This window comes from Streptomyces sp. NPDC048481 (genome assembly GCF_043200075.1).
GTDB lineage: Bacteria > Actinomycetota > Actinomycetes > Streptomycetales > Streptomycetaceae > Streptomyces.
This window is the reverse complement of the sequence record NZ_JBICXC010000003.1, coordinates 478,747-499,789: the sequence shown is the minus strand read 5'-3', so window position 1 is coordinate 499,789 and position 21,043 is coordinate 478,747. Positions and strand designations below refer to the sequence as shown.

Below are 21,043 nucleotides of genomic sequence, written 5' to 3'. Positions count from 1 at the left end.
AAGGCAGATCGTGGCCGAGCAGCTGTACGCCACCCTGAAGACCAACCACGGCGACATCGAGATCCGGCTCTTCCCGGACCACACCCCGAAGACGGTCAAGAACTTCGTCGAACTCGCCACCGGCGAGCGGGCCTGGGTCAACCCCGCCACTGGCGCGAAGTCCACGGACAAGCTGTACGACGGCACGGTCTTCCACCGGGTGATCAGCGGATTCATGATCCAGGGCGGTGACCCGCTCGGCAACGGCACCGGCGGCCCCGGCTACCAGTTCGAGGACGAGTTCCACCCCGACCTGCGCTTCGACCGCCCGTACCTGCTGGCCATGGCCAACGCCGGACCGGGCACCAACGGCTCGCAGTTCTTCATCACGGTCTCGCCGACGGCCTGGCTGACCCGCAAGCACACCATCTTCGGCGAGGTCGTCGACGCGGCGAGCCAGAAGATCGTGGACGCCATCGCCGCCGCCCCGACCAACCCCCGCACCGACCGCCCGCTGAAGGACGTAGTCATCGAGTCGGTCGTCGTCGAGACCCGCAAGGCCTGAACGAGCCCGAGGCCTCGCCAGGGCCTACGGACAGCTCAGATCCGGGACGGAAGCCGCCGGACCGGCGGCCCGGGAACCATGCGCCCTGCTCATCCGTAAGGATGGGCAGGGCGGCTTCTTTCCTGTCCGGCCCCATCGGATCCGACGTCGATCGAACCCATCCCGTCCCATCCATTGCGACCATCGCCGCCTCGCACGACTCATCTGGGGGAGCCCATGGACCAGGCGCCAGGCAGCCGGCAGGACGACGCGCACAACGGCCTGCCCGTCTGCTACCGGCACCCCGACCGCGAGACCGGCATCCGCTGCACCCGCTGCGAGCACCCGATCTGCCCCGAGTGCATGGTCAGCGCCTCCGTCGGCTTCCAGTGCCCGGCCTGCGTCCGCGACGGCTCCGGCACGGGACACGCACCCGCCGCCTCACAGCCCCGCACCCTCGCGGGCGGCACGATCGCCGCCGACCCCCATCTGGTCACCAAGATCCTCGTCGGCCTCAACCTCGCGCTGTTCGTGGTCCAGCAGGCCGTCGGCGAGAGTTTCACGCAACGTTTCGAGCTGATCGGCCGCGCGGTGATGCCGGCTCTCGGCTTCGGAGTGCTCCAAGGCGTGGCCGAAGGCCAGTGGTACCGGCTGCTGACCTCGATGTTCCTGCACCTCACCTACATCCACATCCTGTTCAACATGCTCAGTCTGTGGTGGATCGGCGGCCCCCTCGAACAGGCCCTCGGCCGCGCCCGGTACCTGGCGCTCTACCTGGTGTCCGGACTCGCCGGCAGCGCGCTGACCTACCTGATCACCGAACCCAACGAGGCCTCCCTCGGCGCATCCGGAGCGATCTACGGCCTCTTCGGGGCGTTCGTCGTGCTGGTGCGCCGCCAGCGGTACGACATGCGGCCGGTCATCGCCCTGCTGGTGATCAACCTGTTCTTCACGTTCCGCTGGGCCGGCATCGCCTGGCAGGCGCACATCGGCGGCCTGGCCGCTGGTCTCGTCATCGGCGCCGTCATGATCTACGCCCCGCGCGAGCGCCGCACCCTGATCCAGTACGGGACGTGCGCGCTGGTGCTGGTGGCCGTCCTGGTCATGACGCTCCTGAGGACGGCGCAGCTCACCTGAGCGCTTCGTTGTCCACAGTCTGTGGCGAATCTTGTGCACAACGTGCGGGGACGACCGCGCCCCCTGGCGCTGACCGATATTCATGCAGGTCAGGCAGGGGGCGAACAGTCATTCGAGTACGAGCGACGACCGGTACTTCCGTCACACCGGCGTCAACCTCCGGTGAGTTATCCACAGATCGTCTTTCTTTTCCCCAGACTTCTGTGGATAACTCAGTGGATAACCCTGGGCAGAGCTGGTCGCGCTACTTCCACTGGGTGGAGACGCCGAAGCCGGCGGCGATGAACCCGAAGCCCACGACGATGTTCCAGTTGTCCAGCTGGTCGATGGGCAGCGAACCGTCGGTGACGTAGAAGACCACGATCCAGGCCAGTCCGATGAGGAACATGGCCAGCATCACGGGCGCGACCCAGGCGCGGCTGTTCAGCTTGATCGCGGTCGTCTGCTTCGCCGGCGGCGGCGTGTAGTCGGCCTTCTTGCGGATACGTGACTTCGGCACGAGGGTCTCTCCTGTCGATGCGCTGCGTGGCCGCGCAGGTGCTGGGTCGGGCTCGGGGGCTGCGTACTAGGGGACTGAGGGGCTCCCCCGGGCGTCCGTTAGCGTAGTGCTTCTACGGCGCTGAAGGAGATAAGGGTACGTTGAGCAATTCTGCCGACTCCCCCCGGACGGGATCAACGGGTTCCACCCCGGATCCCGCCCCCGTTTCCCCTTCCGCCCCCTCCCCCGCTCCCTTGGGGGGCCGGCGGGGCGGCTTCCGGCCCGTGCGCGTGCTCACCGCGGGCGTCTTCGCCCTCGCCGGACTGCTCTTCTTCACCAGCTTCACCACCGCCAAGGGCACCAACATCCGCACGGACGCCTCGCTGCTGAAGCTGTCCGACCTCATCCAGGAGCGCAGCCAGAAGAACGGCGAGCTGGACGAGGCGAACGGCGCCCTGCGCGACGACGTCGAGTCCCTCGCCGAGGCCGACGACGGCAGCACGAAGGCGCAGGACGACAAGCTCGCCGGGCTGGAGAAGAGCGCGGGCACCCAGAAGGTCAGGGGCAAGGCGATCACCGTCACGCTCAACGACGCACCGCCGAACGCCACCGCCAAGCTCCCCGGCTACCCGGAGCCGCAGCCCGACTACCTGGTGATCCACCAGCAGGACCTTCAGGCGGTGGTGAACGCCCTCTGGCAGGGCGGGGCCCAGGGCATCAAGGTCATGGACCAGCGGCTGATCTCCACCAGCGCGGTGCGCTGCGTCGGCAACACCCTGATCCTCCAGGGCCGGGTCTACTCGCCGCCGTACAAGATCCAGGCGGTCGGGGATCCGCGGAAGATGCAGCAAGCGCTGGCGGAGGCGCCGTCGATCCAGAACTACATGGTGTACGTGAACGTGTACGGCCTCGGCTGGAAAGTCACCGAGGACGGGACGGTGACTCTGCCCGGCTACTCGGGCACAGTGGATCTGCACTACGCGAAGCCTGTGGAGTAGTCGAGCGTCGGCCGCCGGGGGGCGCCTGTGTCGGTGCGGGTGGTCGTCAGGACGCTGAGCGAGCTGTGCATCACCGCCGGAGCGGTCATCGTCCTGTTCGTCGTCTATGTGCTGTTCTGGACCGGGGTGCGGGCCGACCGGGCGATGGACGACCAGATCGACGTCCTGCACGACCAGTGGGCCCGGCAGCACCGGGGGGCGGCCCCGAGTGCGGGTCCGGGCGCGGGTGCCGGTGGCGGTGCGGGGTCGGCCGTCCGGGTGATGCCGTACCGCGACGGCCGGCCCTTCGCGGTGATGTACATCCCGCGGCTCGGTTTCACGTGGAACAAACCGGTGCTGGAGGGAACGGCGGCCGGCACCCTGAAGAAGGGGCTGGGCCACTACCGGGGGACCGCCCGGCTGGGTGGGACCGGGAACTTCTCCGTCGCGGGCCACCGCCGGACCTACGGCGATCCTTTCAAGGACTTCCCCGAGCTCAGGCGGGGTGACGCGGTGGTGCTGACGGACGGGACCACCTGGTTCACGTATCGGATCGACAAAGGCCCCTACAAAACCGTGCCCTCGGACGTCGAGGTGATCGACGCTGTGCCACGTAAGTCGGGGTATACGCGTCCGGGCCGGTACCTGACGTTGACGACGTGCGATCCGGAATGGGGGCACAGTCACCGGCTGATCGTCTGGGCGCACCTGGACTCCACACAGCCTGTGGAGGCAGGCGAACCGAGGGCACTGCGCCGTTAGTCTGGTGGCGTACGGCGTGAGTCAGGTGCCGTGGTGCGACGGAAGGGACGGCATGTACGGCTGGATCTGGCGGCATCTGCCGGGAAACGCGTGGGTGAAGGCGCTGATCTCGATCATGCTGGTCGTGGCCGTGGTGTACGCGCTTTTCCAGTACGTCTTCCCGTGGGCCGAACCGCTGCTTCCCTTCAACGATGTGACGGTGGACAACCAGTGAGCGCGCGCATTCTCGTCGTCGACAACTACGACAGCTTCGTCTTCAACCTGGTCCAGTACCTGTACCAGCTGGGCGCCGAGTGCGAGGTCCTGCGCAACGACGAGGTCTCCACGGCCCATGCCCAGGACGGGTTCGACGGTGTGCTGCTCTCGCCCGGTCCGGGCACGCCCGAGGAGGCCGGGGTGTGCGTGGAGATGGTGCGGCACTGTGCGGCCACCGGGGTGCCCGTCTTCGGCGTCTGTCTGGGCATGCAGTCGATGCAGGTGGCCTACGGCGGGGTGGTGGACCGGGCGCCGGAGCTGCTGCACGGCAAGACGTCGCCGGTGGAGCACGGGGGCAGGGGCGTCTTCGCGGGGCTGCCCAGTCCGTTCACCGCGACCCGGTACCACTCGCTGGCCGCGGAGCCGGGGACGGTGCCGGCCGAGCTGGAGGTGACGGCCCGTACGCAGGACGGGATCATCATGGGGCTGCGCCACCGTGAACTGCCCGTCGAGGGCGTGCAGTTCCATCCCGAGTCGGTGCTGACCGAGCACGGGCACCGGATGCTGGCCAACTGGCTGGCGGAGTGCGGCGACCAGGGCGCGGTGGCGAGGTCGGCGGGGCTCGCCCCGGTGGTGGGCAGGGCCACGGCGTGACCGCGCTGCGTCCCGAGCGTGAGGACTCGTACGGCGCCGCGTCGTACGAGTCCTTCGGTGGTGACCACCGTGCGGGGACGGGGCAGTCGTACCTGCCGCCGGCCGACGACGAGACGGTGGCGTTGCGGCTGCCGCCGGCGTCGGCGTTCGGTGGCGGCTCCATACCGGTCTCTGGCGGCTCGGCGGCCTCCGCGGCCCCCGGAACTCCGGCCGGTGGGCGTGCGGCCCGCAGGAAGGCGGCCAAGGGGCGTCGTGGCCGTCACGGGGGTCATGGTGGCCCCGAGGGGCACGGTGGGCGGGACGCCGGCGCCGGGGCGCCGGACGGGCTGGACGCGTCGTCCTCGTCCCGTGGCGAGCGGCCGCTGTCCCGTGTCGAGGCGCGGCGCCGGCAGCGGGCCCGCAGGCCGAGCGCGGCGGTGGTCGCCAGCCGGGCGGTGGGCGAGGTGTTCATCACCACGGGTGTGCTGATGCTGCTGTTCGTGACCTACCAGTTGTGGTGGACGAACGTGCGGGCCCATGCGCAGGCGGACCGGGAGGCCAGCAGTCTTCAGGACGACTGGGCGAGCGGGAAGGGCGCCCCTGGGGTGTTCTCGCCGGGACAGGGTTTCGCGATCCTGCACATTCCCAGGCTGGACGTGGTGGTGCCGATCGCCGAGGGCGTGAGCAACAAGAAGGTGCTCGACAAGGGGATGGTGGGGCACTACGGCGAGGGTGCGCTGACGACGGCGATGCCGGACGCGAAGACCGGGAACTTCGGGCTCGCGGGTCACCGCAACACGCACGGTGAGCCGTTCCGGTACATCAACCGGTTGCAGGCGGGTGACGACATCGTCGTCGAGACGCAGAACGAGTACTTCGTCTACAAGATGGCGTCCTCGTTGCCGGTGACCTCGCCGGACAACACGAGTGTGCTGGATCCGGTCCCGCCGGGCTCGGGGTTCACCGGGCCGGGCCGGTACATCACGCTCACCACGTGCACGCCGGAGTTCACCAGCAAGTACCGGCTGATCGTCTGGGGCAAGATGGTCGAGGAACGGCCGCGGAGCAAGGGCAAGCCGGACGCGCTCGTCGAGTAGGCGCGCGGTCCGGGTGGCGTGCGGTCCGGGTGGCATGCCCGGGTGGGCATGCAGTCGAGTAGGGGCAGATTGAACGTGGCAGCGACCACCGGCGACACCGATCACGACGAGCACGCGCGCGTGGACGCGCCCGCCCCGGCGCCCGGGCCGCGGCGCCGAGGGGGCGGCCGGATCGCGTTCGCCGTCAGCGTCTTCGGCGAACTCCTCATCACGGCGGGCCTGGTGCTGGCTCTGTTCGTCGTCTACTCCCTGTGGTGGACCAACGTCGTGGCCGACCGGCACGCGCACCGGCAGGGCGACAAGGTGCGCGACGGCTGGGCGCGGCAGGACACCGGGCCGGGTGCGCTGGACACGCGGGACGGCATCGGGTTCCTGCACGTGCCCGCCATGCGGAACGGGGAGGTGCTGGTCGAGAAGGGCACGTCGTCGAAGATCCTCAACGAGGGTGTGGCCGGCTACTACACCGATCCGGTCAAGGCGGTCCTGCCGACGAGCGGCAAGGCGGGCAACTTCGCGCTGGCCGCGCACCGCGACGGCCACGGGGCGAAGTTCCACAACATCGACAAGCTGGAGAAGGGCGACCCGATCGTCTTCGAGACGAAGGACGACTGGTACGTCTACAAGGTGTACGCGATCCTGCCCGAGACCTCGAAGTACAACGTGGAGGTTCTCGGCGGGATCCCGAAGGAGTCCGGCAGGAAGAAGGCCGGTCACTACATCACGCTGACGACCTGCACGCCCGTGTACACGAGCCGCTACCGGTACGTGGTGTGGGGCGAGCTGATGCGGGTGGACAAGGTCGACGCGGACCGCACCCCTCCGAAGGAACTCTCCTGAGCGGACCGTCTCCTTCCGGGGGACGCGTACGACGTGACGATCAGCGGAGAACGGCCAGGGTGCCGGGCGTTCTACTGCTCGTCCTCGCGGGAGGCTTCCAGCTGTTGCAGTCGCGCGTGGTGCCGACGGAGCCGTTTCTCGATGTGCTGGACGCCCGTCCGCAGGGCGATCAGTTCCCGTCGGTGGTCGGCCGACGTCTCGATCAGCGCGTTGAACATGGGGACGACGGTCTTGCCGAGGACGTGGGTGATGCGCTGGTCGATGCGGTCGTCGAGGGACTGAGGGTGCGGGTGGGCGGGGTTGTTCACAGCCTGTGTCCGTGCCCGGTACTCGCTGTCGAGAAGGTAGGCGCGGACCTGGCGGGCGACCTCGCTGTCGCGGAGGAGCATCGCGATGTTGAGGAGCGCGCGACGCGAGTAGAGAGTGAGGCTGGAACGGGGCTGTGGATAAAGTCCCGGATAGCGTGACAGGACGTCACGCTTGAATCGTGCCAGGTCGGGGCCTCGCAGGGTGCGCATTCCGTTCCCCGCCAGTTCCTCGTGGTGGCGTGCTTTGAGCTGGCGGACGGCTTCGCTGGTGACGCCGAAGTACGCCGCCACCATCGCTGTGGTGACGTGGAGGCCGTCGGGTAGCAGGGAGAGGGTTTTCACTCTGTCGAGGACGTCGGTGCGTTCGAGCACGCCGTCTCGCAGGGTCCTGGATTCCAGCAGTGCCGATTCGTTGATCACGTGTGCCCCTCGGTCGGTGGCCGGGCCGTGCGGCCGGGGCGGAGCTGTGCCGTGCGTTCCCACCCCGGGTGATCAACGAGTCGGGAGATATGACGACACGACCGAAGGGCGTGGGCCCTGCCGGATGCTTCCGGCAGGGCCCACGTCGGGTCGTCTTGGCGGGACGGTCAGCCGCCGCCTCCGCCGAAGAAGCCGCCGCCTCCGTTGTTGCCGCCGTTGCCGCCGTTCTTGATGGCGATCAGGTTGACGGCCTGGCCCTTGTTGACGGTGCTGCCGGGGCCCGGGTCCGAGCTGATCACCTGGGCGTCGTCGTCCTGGGAGCCGGCGATGTTGCCGACGTTCAGGCCGGCGTTCTTCAGGGCCTGCTTGGCGTCCTTGAGGCTCATGCCCTGGAGGTTGCCGGGGACCTGGACCTGCTCGGGCTGGGTGCTCTTGCCGATCTGGATCTGGACGGTGGAGCCCTTGTCGGCCTGGGAGCCGATGGACGGGACGGTCTGGACGACCTTGCCGACCTGGTTGGGATCCTGTGTGTCGACGTCGACGCAGTTGCCCTTGAGCTCGTTCTGTTCCATCTGGGCCTTGGCGTCGTCGCAGCTCTTGTTCGAGACGTCGGGGACGGTCGCCTTCTGCTCGGCCTTGGCGATGGTGAGGGTGATGGTGGAGCCCTTCTCCACCTGCGCGCCGAGCCTGGGGTTCTGGTCCGTGACGGTGCCCGCCTTTTCGCTGGACACCTCTTCCTTCGTCTCGACGTTGAACTGGTACTGATCGCTGGTGAGGATTTTCTTCGCCTCGTCCTCGCTCTTGCCGAGGACGGTCGGGACGACCACCTTGGGCGCGCCCGTCGAGACGACGAGGTTGACGGTGTCGCCCTTGTTGACGTCCTTGCCGGCCGCCGGGTCCTGCGAGCAGATGTTGCCCTTGGCGGTGCTCTCGCAGGGCTTCTGGGTGAAGACCGGGTTGAGGTCGCGGTTCTTGGCCATGGTCTCGGCCTCGGCCCGCGTCTTGTTGACGAAGTTGGGGGCGGCGAAGGGCTTGGAGCCGGGTCCGTCGCCGCTGAAGACCCACTTGCCGATCAGGACGGCGCCGACGAGGACCAGGACGGCCGCGAGGATCAGCAGGATCGTCGAGGTGTTGGACTTCTTCTGGCGGCGCCGGTCGGGGCGGTCGTCGTAGCCGTAGCCGCCGTCGTCGGGGTTCATGGGCGGCAGCATCGACGTGGCGCCGGCGTCCGGGCGCATGGCGGTGGTCGCCTGGTCGTCGCCGTATCCGGCGTAGCCGACCGAGCCCATGGCGGCGGTCGCGGCGACCGGCTGGCCGTCGAGGCAGGCCTCGATGTCCAGGCGCATCTCGTCGGCGGACTGGTAGCGGTAGTTCGGGTCCTTGACCAGGGCCCGCAGGACGATGGCGTCCATCTCGGGGGTGATCTCGGGGTCGAAGACGCTGGGGGGCTGAGGTTCCTCGCGTACGTGCTGGTAGGCCACCGCGACCGGGGAGTCCCCGACGAAGGGCGGCCGGACGGTCAGCAGCTCGTAGAGGAGGCAGCCGGTCGAGTAGAGGTCGGAGCGTGCGTCGACCTGCTCGCCCTTGGCCTGCTCGGGGGAGAGGTACTGGGCGGTGCCGATGACCGCGGACGTCTGGGTCATGGTCATGCCGGAGTCGCCCATGGCGCGGGCGATGCCGAAGTCCATGACCTTGACCTGGCCGTTGCGCGTCAGCATGACGTTCGCGGGCTTGATGTCGCGGTGGACGATGCCGGCTCGGTGGGAGTACTCGAGCGCCTGGAGGATGCCGATGGTCATCTCCAGCGTCCGCTCGGGCAGCAGTTTGCGGCCGGAGTGGAGCAGTTCGCGGAGTGTGGAGCCGTCGACGTACTCCATGACGATGTACGGGATCGAGACCCCGTCGATGTAGTCCTCGCCCGTGTCGTAGACCGCGACGATCGCGGGGTGGTTGAGCGAGGCGGCAGACTGGGCCTCCCGGCGGAACCGGGCCTGGAAGGAAGGGTCGCGCGCGAGGTCCGCGCGCAGCGTCTTCACCGCCACGCTGCGGCCGAGACGGGTGTCATGCGCGAAGTAGACCTCCGCCATGCCACCACGACCGAGCACGTGGCCCAGTTCGTACCGGCCGCCGAGGCGACGCGGCTCTTCCATAGCTACCTACCAGCCCTCTCCGTCGGTCCCGACCGGCACACGTGTGCGGTCGGAGCTGCCGTCCGGGCATACCGTACCCGGACGGAGCTGTGTGACCTGGCCAAGCCCGTCACCCGATACAGGACCGGTATCGCAACGTGCACCGATGTGTAGGCGACGTGATGGGGGTCACTTCTTGCTGTCGATGACTGCCTTCATCACGTCGCGGGCGATCGGGCCCGCCAGGCCGCCGCCGGTGATGTCGCCGCGGTCGGCGGCGCCGTCCTCGACGACCACGGCGACCGCGACCGGCGCGCTGTCGTCGGACAGTTTCGCGTACGAGATGAACCAGGCGTACGGCTTCTCCTTGTTGTTGAGGCCGTGCTGCGCGGTACCGGTCTTGCCGCCCACGACGACGCCGTCGATCCTGGCCTTGGCGCCGGTGCCCTGATCGGCGTTGACGACGGTCTCCATCATCTGCTGGAGGGCCTGTGCGGTCTTGGACGAGACGGGCTGGGAGAGCTGCTGCGGCTGGGTGGTCTCCAGGGTGTCCAGGTTGGGGGCCCGCAGCTGGTCGACCATGTACGGCTTCATGAGCTTGCCGTCGTTGGCGACCGCGGAGGCGACCATGGCCATCTGGAGCGGGGTGGCGCGGTTGGAGCCCTGTCCGATGCCGTCCAGGGCGTTCTGCGGCCGGTTGTCCTCGGGGAAGATCGACTCGGCGGCGCGTACCGGGGTGTCCAGCTCGGGTTCGTTGAAGCCGAACTTCTCGGCCTGCTCGATCATCTTCTCGTTGCCGACGTTGTCGGCCATCTTCGCGAAGACGGTGTTGCAGGACACCATGAGGGCGTAGCGCAGGCTGGCGTTCTCGCAGGCGCCGTGTTCGTTGGTGAGCTTGCTGGAGGACTGCGGCAGGGGGAACGGGTCGGGGGTCTTGGTCTTGGCGTCGATGCCGGAGACCTCGCCGTTCTCCAGTGCGGCGGCGGCGGTGACGACCTTGAAGGTGGAGCCCGGGGGGTAGGTCTCGCGCAGTGCGCGGTTGAGCATCGGGTCGTCGGGGTCGTTCTTCTTCTGGACCTTGTTCCAGGCCTGGGCGTCGGCGTCGGAGGACCCGGCGAACTTGGAGGGGTCGTAGGAGGGGGTGGAGACGAGAGCCAGGATCTTGCCGGTGGACGGTTCGATCGCGGCGACGGCGCCCTTCTTGCTGCCGAGGCCCTGGTAGGCGGCCTTCTGTGCGGCGGCGTTGAGGGTGGTGACGACGCTGCCGCCCGCCTTCTCCTTGCCGGTGATCATGTCGAGGGTGTTGCGGAAGAAGAGGCGGTCGTCGTTGCCGCTGAGGATGCCGTCCTCGAGCCGTTCCAGCTGGTTGGCGCCGAAGGCCTGGGAGGAGTAGCCGGTGACCGGGGCCCACATGGCGCCGTTGGTCCAGGTGCGCTTGTACTTGTAGTCGCCGGTGGTCTCGACGGAGCCGGTGATGGCTTTGCCGTCGACGATGATGTCGCCGCGCGGGGTGGAGTAGCGCGTGATGTTGACGCGGCGGTTCTTGGTGTCGCTGGCGAGGCTGTCGGCCTTGACGTACTGCAGGTAGTTGTCGCGCAGCAGCAGGGTGAGGACCAGGAGGCCGCAGAAGATCGCGATCCGGCGCAGGGGCTTGTTCATGACGGGCGGACCACCTGGGTCATCTCGGCGTCGGGGTTGGAGGCGGGTGCGGGCGCCGGGCGGCGGGCGGTGTCGCTGATCCTGATGAGGATGCCGATCAGGGCCCAGTTGGCGATGACGGAGGAGCCGCCGTAGGCGAGGAACGGCATCGTCATACCGGTGAGCGGGATGAGGCCCATCACGCCGCCGGCGACGACGAAGACCTGGAGGGCGAAGGCGCCGGACAGGCCGATGGCGAGGAGCTTGCCGAAGGGGTCGCGGGCGGCGAGGGCGGTGCGCACGCCGCGCTCGGCGATCAGGCCGTAGAGCAGCAGGAGGGCCATGATGCCGGCGAGGCCGAGTTCCTCGCCGAAGGTGGCGAGGATGAAGTCGGAGTTGGCGGCGAAGCGGATCAGCTCGGAGTGGCCCTGGCCCCAGCCGGTGCCGAGGGTGCCGCCGGAGCCGAACGCCCACAGTGCCTGCATGGCCTGTTCGGAGTGGATGCCGGGGGCGCCGGACTGGCTGAGCTTGTACTCGCGCATGGGGTCGAGCCATGCCTGCACGCGCTGCTGGACGTGGCTTTCGAAGCTGGCCACGCCGACCGCGCCGGCCGCGGACATCAGCAGGCCGAAGACGATCCAGCTGGTCCGCTCGGTGGCGACGTACAGCATGATCACGAACATGCCGAAGAACAGCAGCGAGGTGCCGAGGTCGGTCTCGAAGACGAGGATCAGGATCGAGATGAGCCAGACGACGATGATCGGGCCGAGGTCGCGGCCGCGGGGCAGGTAGAGGCCGAGGACGCGGCGGCTGGCGAGGGCGAGCGCGTCGCGCTTCACCATCAGGTAGCCGGCGAAGAAGATGGCCAGCACGATCTTGGCGAACTCGCCGGGCTGGATGGAGAAGCCGGCGACGGAGATCCAGATCTTGGCGCCGTAGATGTTCTGGCCGAGGCCGGGGACCAGGGGGAGGAGCAGCAGGAGGACCGCGCCGACCATGGAGATGTAGGTGTAGCGCTGAAGGACGCGGTGGTCCTTGAGGAAGATCAGCACGACGACGAACAGGGCGATGCCCAGGGCCGTGTAGAGCAGCTGGCGTGGGGCGGCGGTGCCGGCCTGGTGGATCCGCTGGAGCAGCTTGGACTGGTCGAGGCGCCAGATGGCGACCAGTCCGAGTCCGTTGAGCAGGGTGGCCACGGGCAGCAGCAGGGGGTCGGCGTAGGGCGCGAACTTGCGCACGACGAGGTGCGCGACGCCGGCCAGCAGGCCGAGGCCGAGGCCGTAGCTCAGGAGGCCGGACGGCACCTGCTCGTTGATGGCGAGGCCCACGTTGGCGTAGGCGAAGACCGGGATGACGACGGCGAACACGAGCAGCGCGAGCTCGGTGTTGCGCCGGCTCGGGGTGCCGATCGAGCCGATCGTGGACGTGTGGTGCGTCGGCGAGTTGGTTGTACTGCTCATCGTGTGACGGGGCCTCTCACGGCTTGCCTACTGCTCACCGCACCGCGAGACGACCTTCTGCTCTTCCTCCGACAGGCTCGGGCCGGGGGTGGGAGTGGTGGTCGCGGGTGCGGTCGGGGACGCGGTTGCCGAGGGGCTCGGCGATGCCTTGGACGTGAGGGAGGCGGGGGTGGTTCCCGTGGTGGCGGCCGCCTGGCCCTCTGCGGTCTTCGAGCCGGTCTTGGAGCCGGTCTTGGACGAGGTCTTGGAGCCGGTGGTGCCCGCGGCCGCGGTGCCGGCCTGCTTCTTGCAGGCGGAGGCCTGGACGGCCAGCTCGTCGACCTTCTTCCGGGCGGCGGACAGGTCGCCCTCGGCGATCGTGGCCTCCACCAGCTTGCGCTGGTACTCCGGGAGGTACTTGAGTTCGATCTCGGGGTGGTCCTTCTCGACCTTCGACAGCGACATCCATGCCAGGTCCTGGCTGATGCCACGGTACAGCGCGACGTGTTCGCCCTTGGTGCCGACGTAGTACTGCGTCTGCGTCCAGCGGTAGCCGCCGTACAGTCCGCCGCCGATGACGGCGAGCGCCAGGACGCTGTAGAAGGATCTCTTCAGCCACTTGCGGCTCTTGCGCGGTTTGACGAAGTCGTCGTCGGTGTAGTCGCCGAAGCCGTCGGTGGGGATGAAGCCGGTGATGTCGCCGCCGGATCCGGGCGGGCCGAACTGGCCGCCGCCGCCGTGTCCCTGCTGTCGGCGGCCGAGGCCGGAGGCGCGGCCGGCGGGGGTCTGCATGATGCCGTTGTCGTGCTGCTGGAGCTGGTTCTCGGCGACGGCGCCGACGACGACGGGCGTGTCGGACAGCTGGCCGGCGAGGGTGTCCCCGGTGTCGAGGTCGAGGACGTCGGCGACGATCACGGTGATGTTGTCGGGGCCGCCGCCGCGCAGGGCGAGCTGGATCAGCTCCTGCACGGTCTCCTGGGGGCCCTGGTAGCTGGCGAGGGTGTCCTCGAGCGTCTGGTGGGAGACGACGCCGGACAGTCCGTCGGAGCAGATGAGGTAGCGGTCGCCGGCGCGGACCTCACGGATCGACAGGTCCGGCTCGACGTGTTCGCCGCTGCCCAGCGCCCGCATGAGCAGGGACCGCTGGGGGTGCGTGGTGGCCTCTTCCTCGGTGATGCGGCCCTCGTCGACGAGGCGCTGCACCCAGGTGTGGTCCTGTGTGATCTGGGTGAGGACGCCGTCGCGCAGCAGGTAGGCGCGCGAGTCGCCGACGTGGACGAGGCCGAGGCGCTGGCCCGTCCACAGCAGGGCGGTCAGGGTCGTCCCCATGCCTTCGAGCTGGGGGTCTTCCTCGACCAGGGCGCGCAGTTGGTCGTTGGCGCGCTGGACGGCGGTGCCGAGGGAGGTGAGGACGTCGGAGCCGGGGACGTCGTCGTCGAGGGCGACGATGGTGGAGATGGCCTCGGAGGAGGCGACCTCGCCGGCGGCGGCGCCGCCCATGCCGTCGGCGATGGCGAGCAGGCGTGGTCCGGCGTAACCGGAGTCCTCGTTGCCCTCCCGGATCATGCCCTTGTGCGATCCGGCGGCGAAGCGCAGTGACAGACTCATGCGCACCTCGCCCGTCGGCCCCGGGTACAGCCGGTCGTGTCGAGCCACACTGCCCACCCTCCGGTCGGGAGCACACCGGGGCCCTGGGTGCCGGCCGCCGCCGCGTGCTCGCTCCGCTCGCGCTCACTCATGATGTAGCACTACTTCCGAAGCTCGATGACGGTCTTGCCGATACGGATCGGCGCACCCAGCGGGATCGGTGTGGGAGTCGTCAGTCGCGATCGGTCGAGATAGGTGCCGTTGGTGGAGCCCAGGTCCTCGACGATCCACTGGCCGTCGCGGTCCGGGTAGATCCTGGCATGGCGGCTGGAGGCGTAGTCGTCGTCCAGCACGATCGTGCTGTCGTGCGCCCGGCCCAGGGTGATGGTCTGGCCCTGGAGTGCGACGGTCGTGCCGGTGAGGGTGCCCTCGGACACCACCAGTTTCGTCGGTGCGTTGCGGCGCGTGCGGCCGGCGGCGGCCGGCTGCTGGCGCTGCTGCGGGGGCGCCTGCTGGCGCTGGGCCTGTTGCTGGGCCCGTCCCGCCTCTCGGCGCGCGCCGCGCTGGGTGACACGCGTACCGAAGAGGTCGCTGCGGATGACCTGCACGGCCACGATCACGAACAGCCACAGTACGGCCAGGAAACCCAGCCGCATGACCGTGAGGGTCAGCTCTGACATTGCCCCCGCTTCACCCTTCGGCTTGCCGGTAAATGATGGTGGTGCTGCCCACGACGATCCGCGAGCCGTCGCGGAGCGTAGCGCGGGTGGTGTGCTGCCCGTCCACCACGATGCCGTTGGTGGAGCCGAGATCCTGGATCGTCGAGGGCGAACCGGTCCGGATCTCGCAGTGCCGGCGGGAGACGCCGGGGTCGTCGATCCGCACGTCGGCCTCGGTGCTGCGGCCCAGCACGAGTGTCGCGCGGGAGATCTGGTGGCGGGTGCCGTTGATCTCGATCCAGTGGCGGGTGCGGGACCCGGGCTGTGGGGCTCCGGCCAGTCCGGCGCCCGCTCCGGGGCGCTGGGCGCCGGGGGCGGGCGGGTAGCCGTAGCCGCCGGGCCGGGCGCCTGGGGCGCCGGGGGGAGGGGCGGACGGCATGGGCGGGGCGGCCGCCGGGCCGGCGCCGGGGTAGGCGGCGCCGCCGGGGCGCGGCCGGCCGGCGGCGGGTGCGTCGTCCGCCTGGCTGGTGGAGGAGGCGAGCGTGCGGCTGCGCACCCGGTACAGGCCGGTGTCGAGGTCGTCGGCCTTCTCCAGGTGGACCTTGATCGGTCCCATGAAGGTGTAGCGCTGCTGCTTGGCGTAGTCGCGCACCATGCCGGCCAGTTCGTCGCCGAGCTGGCCGGAGTAGGGGCTGAGGCGCTCGTAGTCGGGCGTGCTCAGTTCCACGATGAAGTCGTTGGGGACGACCGTGCGGTCGCGGTTCCAGATGGTGGCGTTGTTGTCGCACTCGCGCTGGAGCGCGCCGGCGATCTCCACGGGCTGGACCTCGGACTTGAAGACCTTGGCGAAGGTGCCGTTGACCAGACCCTCGAGACGCTGCTCGAACTTCTTCAGGACTCCCATGGGGCACCTCCTCCGTAGTGGCTGCCGTCCCGAACCGTGCTGCTTACCTGGTACTGCTTACTGATCGTATCCACGCGCGGGTGAATCGGCTGGTTCCCCCTGTCGGCCCCGTCGACGGGTGTCGACGCCCTCTCGCCCACCTGCTTCTCCCACTCACTGCTGCCCAGGATCGTAGAGGCGGCCGTGGACCAGTGTCCCGCACCTGGCTGTGCTCCTCGTCCGGCTCCCGGGGAGACGGCCGCCATAGGTACGAGGTTGATACGTGAACCAGTCACGGCCGAGACGTACGGGGCCGTGGACGGGTCCCCACCTGCTCCCTGCCCGCCGGAAAGGGATGTGAACGCACCCTGGACCGCGTGCTAATGTTCTGCATGTCGGAAGGCGGCAGGCCGAAAAGCCCACAAGCCCGAGGACACACCCAATGCGCGGGTGGCGGAATAGGCAGACGCGCTGGATTCAGGTTCCAGTGCCCGCAAGGGCGTGGGGGTTCAACTCCCCCCTCGCGCACCAGCTGAAAGCCCCGTAGGTCTCGGACCTACGGGGCTTTCGCATGTCCCGGAACCCTTGGCCTGCGGGGCTTTCGCCCGCCCGGAGCGGGAGAGTGCGGGGAGAGCGGCGCGGTGGGTGAGCGCGGGTCGGTACAGGCCGCGGTCGCTCACCGTGTGTGAGGAACATCTCAGCGTTGTGGCCGGTGGGGGCACGGGTGGGGAACCGGCCGTGTTTCACGTGAAACATCCCGCTTGGGCCGACCTGGAGGGGGTCGATCCCGCGGGGTCTGACGGGTCCGTGCCTGCGGCTGTACGGTCTGCCCACGAGTTGATGTCCGGCTCGCCGGACGGCGGGCGTAGGTGTGCGGGGGAGGCGGTCATGGCGACCGAGGCCGAGGGTCCGGGTGCGGCTGCGGGAACGGGTGAGGCGCGCAGGCTCCCCCGGGTGCGGGGGTTCGCCGAGTGGCCCCCCGGGCGGCGCGGCGGCGCGGGAACGGGCGGGGCTCCCGTGTCGCCCAAGGCGGAGGGCCGAGGGCTGCGGGGCAGGGTGCCGCGGTCGGCGCACGCCGAACTCGTCCTGGACGCCTCCCGGCCGGATGCGGTGGCGGCGGTCGAGGAGTCCGGCCGGGGCCGGATCCCGGAGCTCACGCCGATAAGGGTCGGCCGGATGGCCGCGACGCCGTTCGCCTTCCTGCGCGGCTCGGCCGGTCTCATGGCCCACGACCTCGCCCGCACCCCCATGACCGGCGTGCGTGCCCAGATCTGCGGTGATGCCCACGCCGCCAACTTCGGCCTGTACGGCGACGCCCGGGGCGGTCTGGTCATCGACCTCAACGACTTCGACGAGACGGTCGAGGGCCCCTGGGAGTGGGACCTCAAGCGGCTCGCCGCCTCCCTGGTGCTCGCGGGCCGGGAGGCCGGCGCGGACGAGGACACCTGCCGCCGGGCGGCGCACGACGCCGCCGGCTCCTACCGGCGCACCATGCGGCTGCTGGCCAAGCTCCCGGCGCTCGACGCGTGGAACGCCATCGCCGACGAGGAGCTGGTCTCCCACGCCGACGCCCACGACCTGCTCGGCACCCTGGAACGGGTCTCGGAGAAGGCGCGGGCCAACACCAGCGGACGGTTCGCGGCCAAATCGACCGAGGCCACCCAGGACGGCGGCCGCCGTTTCGTCGACGCGGCGCCGGTGCTGCGCCGGGTCCCGGACGCGGAGGCCCACGCGGTGGCCGCGTCCCTGGAGCACTATTCGACCACCCTGTCCGAGGACCGTCATCCGCTGCTGGCCCGCCACGCGGTGCACGACGTCGCCTTCCGCATCGTCGGCACGGGCAGCGTGGGCACGCGGTCGTACGTGGTCCTGCTGCTGGACCACCTGGGCGAGCCGCTGATCCTCCAGGTCAAGGAGGCCCGCGCGTCGGCGCTGGTCCCGCACCTGGCGACCGCCGGCTTCGAGACGCCCGAGGTGGACCACGAGGGCCGCCGGGTGGTCCTGGGGCAGAAGCGCATGCAGGTCGTCAGCGACATCCTGCTGGGCTGGACGACGGTCGACGGACGTCCCTTCCAGGTACGGCAGTTCCGCAACCGCAAGGGCAGCGTCGACCCGGCCGCGCTCGCCGCCGACCAGGTCGACGACTACGGCCGGATGACCGGCGCCCTGCTGGCCCGCGCCCACTCCCACAGCGCCGACCCGCGGCTGGTCGCCGGCTACTGCGGCAAGAACGAGGAACTCGACGAGGCGATCGCCGCGTTCGCCGTGGCCTACGCCGACCGCAGCGAGGCCGACCACTCGGACCTCGTCGCGGCCGTCCGGGCCGGAAGGATCGCGGCGGAGACGGGCGTCTGACCCCGTCGGCCTCGCGGCGCCACGGCGTCGTGGCGCCCGTAGGGCGGTGGGGGCGGTCCGGTGGGGCCGGCGGTGGTGCGCGCGCCGGTCGCCCGGGGGTGCTCGGGCGGGCGCATCGCTTGCTCGGGCGCCCGGCCGGGCCGTGGTCCTGGGCCTGTCCGGCGTGATCCGTCGCGGAGGCCCTAGGCTGGGCGGGTGACGACCCCCGAAGCTGAGCAGCCCCGGCCCGAGGCGCGGCTGGAACAGGCCGTGCGGGCCGCCGAGCAGGCGTTGATCGAGTTCGAGATCGCGGTGGAGACCTTCCGCGTCGAGGTCGAGAACTTCTCGCGGCTCCACCACCAGAAACTCGGTCCGATGTACGCCCGGCTCGACGAGCTGGAAGCGCAGATCGCCGAAGCCAGGGCAGCCCGCACCGGTGACCCCGAGGACGCGCGCAAGGCCGCCGAGGCGCGGGCCAGGGTGCTGCCGATGCCCGGCGTGGAGGAGCTGTTCCACGGCTGGATGGACGACAAGGGGCTGTTCCCGGAGGCCGTGGCGATGCTCACGGACCAGCCGGTGCAACCCCCCGAGCGGGTCCGGCCCAGCGAGGAGGCCCGCAAGCTCTACCGCGAGCTGGCCCGCAAGGCCCACCCCGACCTGGCCCAGGAGGACGAAGAACGGGCCCGGCGCGAGGAGTTCATCACCCGGGTCAACGCCGCCTACGCGCGCGGCGACGAAGCCCTGCTGCGTGAGCTGGCCGAGGAGTGGGCGGCCGGGCCCGCGCCCGCCGAGCGCCCCCCGAGCCCCAGCGAGGAGCTCTACGCGCGCCTGGAGTGGCTCTCCCAGCGCAAGGAGCTGCTCACGCTGGTCGCCCGCGAGCTGGAGGACAGCGCGATCGGCTCGATGCTCCGGATGGCGCCGGACGACCCCGACCGCCTCCTCGACGAGATCGCCGACAAGCTTCTCGCCGACGTCACCGCACGCGAGGCGGAACTGGCCGAGCTGGCCGGCTAGCGACCTCGTGGCGCCGGACGACGGGCGGCCGGGCGCGCACGGCCGCCCGGATGGCACCGTCCGCGCAGGACGGCACCGGCCCGCTCAGGACGGAACAGGGTGGCTCAGGACGGCCCCGGGCGGCGCTGGACGGCACCGGGCGGCCAGGCGACCGCCGGGCCCGGCCCCTGTGCCGGGTGCCGGGTGCCGGGTGCCGGGTGCCGCGAGGAGAGTGGCGTGCCGGCGCGGACGGAGCGCGGTCGCGGGGGCCGTCGTGCCGCGGTCCGGGTCGGGTAGCGTCGGGGGCATGAGTTTCGGATCCGGTGTGCCCACGGTCGAGGTCGGGGACCTCAAGGACGACGACTTCCTGCTGGACGTCCGCGAGGACGACGAATGGCAGGCGGGGCATGCCGAGGGGGCGCTGCACATCCCCCTCAGCGAGTTCGTCGCCCGCTACGGGGAACTGACCGAGGCGGCTCCGCAGGACGGGCGGATCCATGTGATCTGCCGTTCCGGCGGCCGTTCGGCCCAGGTCACCATGTACCTCGCGCAGCAGGGCGTCGAGGCCGTCAACGTCGACGGCGGCATGCAGACCTGGGCGGCCACGGGCCGCCCGGTCGTCACGGACGCGGGCGAGCCCGGCTTCGTTCTCTAACCGACGGTCCCCCCGGTCCCGGTCCCGGTCCTCCGGGCCTCGGTCCTCCGGGTCCCGGTCCCTTCCGGTCCTCCGTCCCGCGGTCCTGCGGTGCGCAGACGGGGCGGACGCCGTCGTGGGTCAGGCGAGGGGGTGGGCGGCGAGCAGGTCGCCCAGCGCCTCCTCGTGGGCCGCGGCCGGGCCCAGCGAGAGTTCCAGGTGTTTGGCCCAGGCGTGGTAGCGGTGCAGCGGGTAGTCGACGTCGGCTCCGAAGCCGCCGTGCAGATGCTGCGCGGTCTGCACGATGCGCCGGACGCCGTCCGAGGCCCAGATCTTGGCGACGGCGACGTCCCCGGACGCCGGCAGGGCGCCCGGCGCGCCGGAGGCGATCCGCCACGCGGCCTGCCACATGGTGACCTCCATCGCCCGCAGGTCGATGTAGCGGTCGGCGGTCTGCACGGCGACGGCCTGGAAACTGGCGACGGGATGACCGAACTGCTCCCGCTTGCTGGTGTAGTCGCCGGTCATCCGCAGCACGCGCTCGCCCAGCCCGAGAGCCAGGGCGCACGTCCCCGTGGCGAGCAGGGTGCGCAGGTGCTCCCCCGCGCCGTCGGCGGTGATGACGTCCCCGGCGGGGATCCGCGCAGACTCCAGCCGCAGTTCGCCGAGGCGTTCGCCGGTGGTGGAGATCTGCTCGGCGAGCGCGACCCCCGGGTGCTCGCGCGGCACGAGGGCGAGGATGCCGCGGCCCTCCCCGGTGCGCGCCGGTACGAGGGTGAAGTCCGCGTCGTGCGCCCAGGGCACGGCCGTCTGCACCCCGTCCAGCACCCACACGCCACCGCCCCTGCCGTGCGTGCCGCCCGTGCCGCTCTCCAGGCGGGCGGTGACGGCGAGTTCGGCCGGGTCGTGGCCGGTGCGGCCGTGGGCGGCGACCGTCAGGACCACCTCGCCCCGCCCCGCACGGGCGAGCAGGGCCGACCTCAGCTCCGGGCCGGCGTGGGCCTGGAGGGCGGCCAGGGCGGCGCTGTGCTCCAGCAGCGGCACCCGTGCCAGCACCTTCGCCGACTCGCGCAGCGCCAGGCAGAGCGCGACCGCGTCGAGGCCGGCGCCGCCGTACTCCTCGTCCAGCAGCAGACTCAGCAGGTCCGCCGCCGCGAGCCGCTCCCACAGCGCCCGGTCGAAGGAGTCGGCCACGGCGCCCCTGGTGAGCGCCGGGCTCGGGACGCCGTCGGGGGCGACCCCGGCGAACACCCCCCGCGCCGCTTCGGCCGCGGCCTGCTGCTCCTCGGTGAAGGTGAAGTCCACGGCCTGTCCTCCCGACGGTCAGCTGATCTGACGGGTCGTCAAGATAGAACAGGTTCTAGAAGAAGGGAACGGGTG

20 protein-coding genes and 1 tRNA gene are annotated in these 21,043 nt (G+C 70.4%); 12 read left to right on the top strand and 9 right to left on the bottom strand.

The genetic code is table 11. From position 1 onward, the window contains the following. Window positions 1-10: 10 nt before the first annotated feature. Both ACGFSH_RS12930 and ACGFSH_RS12925 read left to right on the top strand, forming a co-directional pair. The gene (locus ACGFSH_RS12930) at window positions 11-544 is read left to right on the top strand and encodes a peptidylprolyl isomerase (protein ID WP_393347732.1); all 534 of its coding nucleotides are present in this window, start codon (window positions 11-13) and stop codon (window positions 542-544) included. A 216-nt stretch (window positions 545-760) separates the two neighbouring features. After that, window positions 761-1,660 (top strand): rhomboid family intramembrane serine protease, encoded by a 900-nt coding sequence (locus ACGFSH_RS12925; protein WP_393347731.1) that lies wholly within the window; start codon window positions 761-763, stop codon window positions 1,658-1,660. Between the two features lie 244 nt (window positions 1,661-1,904). Here ACGFSH_RS12925 and crgA read toward each other — a convergent pair whose 3' ends face one another. Beyond that, entirely contained in the window at window positions 1,905-2,159 is a 255-nt protein-coding gene (crgA, locus tag ACGFSH_RS12920) for a cell division protein CrgA (RefSeq protein ID WP_329411766.1), read from the bottom strand. 140 nt (window positions 2,160-2,299) lie between these two features. On the opposite strand from crgA, the gene ACGFSH_RS12915 reads away from it, so the two are divergent. The 6 genes from ACGFSH_RS12915 (at window position 2,300) to ACGFSH_RS12890 (ending at window position 6,639) form a co-directional block, all read left to right on the top strand. Continuing rightward, window positions 2,300-3,136 carry a DUF881 domain-containing protein gene (locus tag ACGFSH_RS12915; protein WP_393347729.1) on the top strand — a complete coding sequence of 279 codons (837 nt, stop codon included), beginning with the start codon at window positions 2,300-2,302 and terminating at the stop codon, window positions 3,134-3,136. Window positions 3,137-3,169: 33 nt separating this feature from the next. After that, the gene (locus ACGFSH_RS12910; protein ID WP_393348129.1) at window positions 3,170-3,877 is read left to right on the top strand and encodes a class E sortase; all 708 of its coding nucleotides are present in this window, start codon (window positions 3,170-3,172) and stop codon (window positions 3,875-3,877) included. Between the two features lie 16 nt (window positions 3,878-3,893). Then, entirely contained in the window at window positions 3,894-4,091 is a 198-nt protein-coding gene (locus tag ACGFSH_RS12905; protein ID WP_256912138.1) for a hypothetical protein, read from the top strand. After that, complete coding sequence (locus ACGFSH_RS12900; protein WP_393347727.1) at window positions 4,088-4,726, top strand: aminodeoxychorismate/anthranilate synthase component II; 639 nt, start codon at window positions 4,088-4,090, stop codon at window positions 4,724-4,726. Before ACGFSH_RS12905 ends, ACGFSH_RS12900 begins: the two co-directional genes overlap by 4 nt. Then, a complete protein-coding gene (locus ACGFSH_RS12895; protein WP_393347725.1) occupies window positions 4,723-5,802 on the top strand; it encodes a class E sortase in 1,080 nt (359 codons plus the stop codon). Before ACGFSH_RS12900 ends, ACGFSH_RS12895 begins: the two co-directional genes overlap by 4 nt. 69 nt (window positions 5,803-5,871) lie before the next feature. After that, window positions 5,872-6,639 carry a class E sortase gene (locus tag ACGFSH_RS12890; protein WP_393347723.1) on the top strand — a complete coding sequence of 256 codons (768 nt, stop codon included), beginning with the start codon at window positions 5,872-5,874 and terminating at the stop codon, window positions 6,637-6,639. Between the two features lie 71 nt (window positions 6,640-6,710). On the opposite strand, the gene ACGFSH_RS12885 is transcribed toward ACGFSH_RS12890, so the two are convergent. From ACGFSH_RS12885 to ACGFSH_RS12855, 7 genes are all read right to left on the bottom strand, one after another. After that, window positions 6,711-7,367, bottom strand: coding sequence for a restriction endonuclease (locus tag ACGFSH_RS12885; RefSeq protein WP_393347721.1), 657 nt, complete (start codon window positions 7,365-7,367; stop codon window positions 6,711-6,713). 167 nt (window positions 7,368-7,534) lie between these two features. Further along, a complete protein-coding gene (pknB, locus tag ACGFSH_RS12880) occupies window positions 7,535-9,517 on the bottom strand; it encodes a Stk1 family PASTA domain-containing Ser/Thr kinase (protein WP_393347719.1) in 1,983 nt (660 codons plus the stop codon). A gap of 168 nt (window positions 9,518-9,685) precedes the next feature. After that, a complete protein-coding gene (locus tag ACGFSH_RS12875; RefSeq protein ID WP_393347717.1) occupies window positions 9,686-11,155 on the bottom strand; it encodes a peptidoglycan D,D-transpeptidase FtsI family protein in 1,470 nt (489 codons plus the stop codon). After that, entirely contained in the window at window positions 11,152-12,594 is a 1,443-nt protein-coding gene (locus tag ACGFSH_RS12870; RefSeq protein WP_393347715.1) for an FtsW/RodA/SpoVE family cell cycle protein, read from the bottom strand. The genes ACGFSH_RS12875 and ACGFSH_RS12870 overlap by 4 nt, the downstream gene beginning before the upstream one ends. A gap of 27 nt (window positions 12,595-12,621) precedes the next feature. Then, window positions 12,622-14,181: a Stp1/IreP family PP2C-type Ser/Thr phosphatase gene (locus ACGFSH_RS12865; protein WP_393347713.1), complete on the bottom strand. Its 1,560-nt coding sequence runs from the start codon at window positions 14,179-14,181 to the stop codon at window positions 12,622-12,624. 140 nt (window positions 14,182-14,321) lie between these two features. Continuing rightward, complete coding sequence (locus ACGFSH_RS12860; protein WP_256919310.1) at window positions 14,322-14,840, bottom strand: FHA domain-containing protein; 519 nt, start codon at window positions 14,838-14,840, stop codon at window positions 14,322-14,324. Between the two features lie 10 nt (window positions 14,841-14,850). After that, the gene (locus ACGFSH_RS12855; RefSeq protein ID WP_393347710.1) at window positions 14,851-15,723 is read right to left on the bottom strand and encodes an FhaA domain-containing protein; all 873 of its coding nucleotides are present in this window, start codon (window positions 15,721-15,723) and stop codon (window positions 14,851-14,853) included. Between the two features lie 423 nt (window positions 15,724-16,146). On the opposite strand from ACGFSH_RS12855, the gene ACGFSH_RS12850 reads away from it, so the two are divergent. The 4 genes from ACGFSH_RS12850 to ACGFSH_RS12835 all read left to right on the top strand — a co-directional run bounded on the left by ACGFSH_RS12850 (window position 16,147) and on the right by ACGFSH_RS12835 (window position 19,684). Next, window positions 16,147-16,233: transfer RNA gene (locus ACGFSH_RS12850), tRNA-Leu, on the top strand. Between the two features lie 357 nt (window positions 16,234-16,590). Then, window positions 16,591-18,057 carry a DUF2252 domain-containing protein gene (locus tag ACGFSH_RS12845; protein ID WP_393347709.1) on the top strand — a complete coding sequence of 489 codons (1,467 nt, stop codon included), beginning with the start codon at window positions 16,591-16,593 and terminating at the stop codon, window positions 18,055-18,057. A gap of 195 nt (window positions 18,058-18,252) precedes the next feature. Then, a complete protein-coding gene (locus ACGFSH_RS12840; RefSeq protein ID WP_393347707.1) occupies window positions 18,253-19,050 on the top strand; it encodes a hypothetical protein in 798 nt (265 codons plus the stop codon). 304 nt (window positions 19,051-19,354) lie between these two features. Next, entirely contained in the window at window positions 19,355-19,684 is a 330-nt protein-coding gene (locus tag ACGFSH_RS12835; RefSeq protein WP_393348127.1) for a rhodanese-like domain-containing protein, read from the top strand. 120 nt (window positions 19,685-19,804) lie between these two features. On the opposite strand, the gene ACGFSH_RS12830 is transcribed toward ACGFSH_RS12835, so the two are convergent. Further along, complete coding sequence (locus ACGFSH_RS12830; RefSeq protein WP_393347705.1) at window positions 19,805-20,968, bottom strand: acyl-CoA dehydrogenase family protein; 1,164 nt, start codon at window positions 20,966-20,968, stop codon at window positions 19,805-19,807. Between the last annotated feature and the right edge of the window lie 75 nt (window positions 20,969-21,043).

Bases quoted from the DNA above. Each gene is read 5' to 3' on its own strand.
- ACGFSH_RS12925 (WP_393347731.1), top strand. From the start codon at position 761: ATGGACCAGGCGCCAGGCAGCCGGCAGGACGACGCGCACAACGGCCTG.
- pknB (WP_393347719.1), bottom strand. From the start codon at position 9,517: ATGGAAGAGCCGCGTCGCCTCGGCGGCCGGTACGAACTGGGCCACGTG.
- ACGFSH_RS12875 (WP_393347717.1), bottom strand. From the start codon at position 11,155: ATGAACAAGCCCCTGCGCCGGATCGCGATCTTCTGCGGCCTCCTGGTC.
- ACGFSH_RS12870 (WP_393347715.1), bottom strand. From the start codon at position 12,594: ATGAGCAGTACAACCAACTCGCCGACGCACCACACGTCCACGATCGGC.
- ACGFSH_RS12865 (WP_393347713.1), bottom strand. From the start codon at position 14,181: ATGAGTCTGTCACTGCGCTTCGCCGCCGGATCGCACAAGGGCATGATC.
- ACGFSH_RS12860 (WP_256919310.1), bottom strand. From the start codon at position 14,840: ATGTCAGAGCTGACCCTCACGGTCATGCGGCTGGGTTTCCTGGCCGTA.
- ACGFSH_RS12855 (WP_393347710.1), bottom strand. From the start codon at position 15,723: ATGGGAGTCCTGAAGAAGTTCGAGCAGCGTCTCGAGGGTCTGGTCAAC.
- ACGFSH_RS12845 (WP_393347709.1), top strand. From the start codon at position 16,591: ATGGCGACCGAGGCCGAGGGTCCGGGTGCGGCTGCGGGAACGGGTGAG.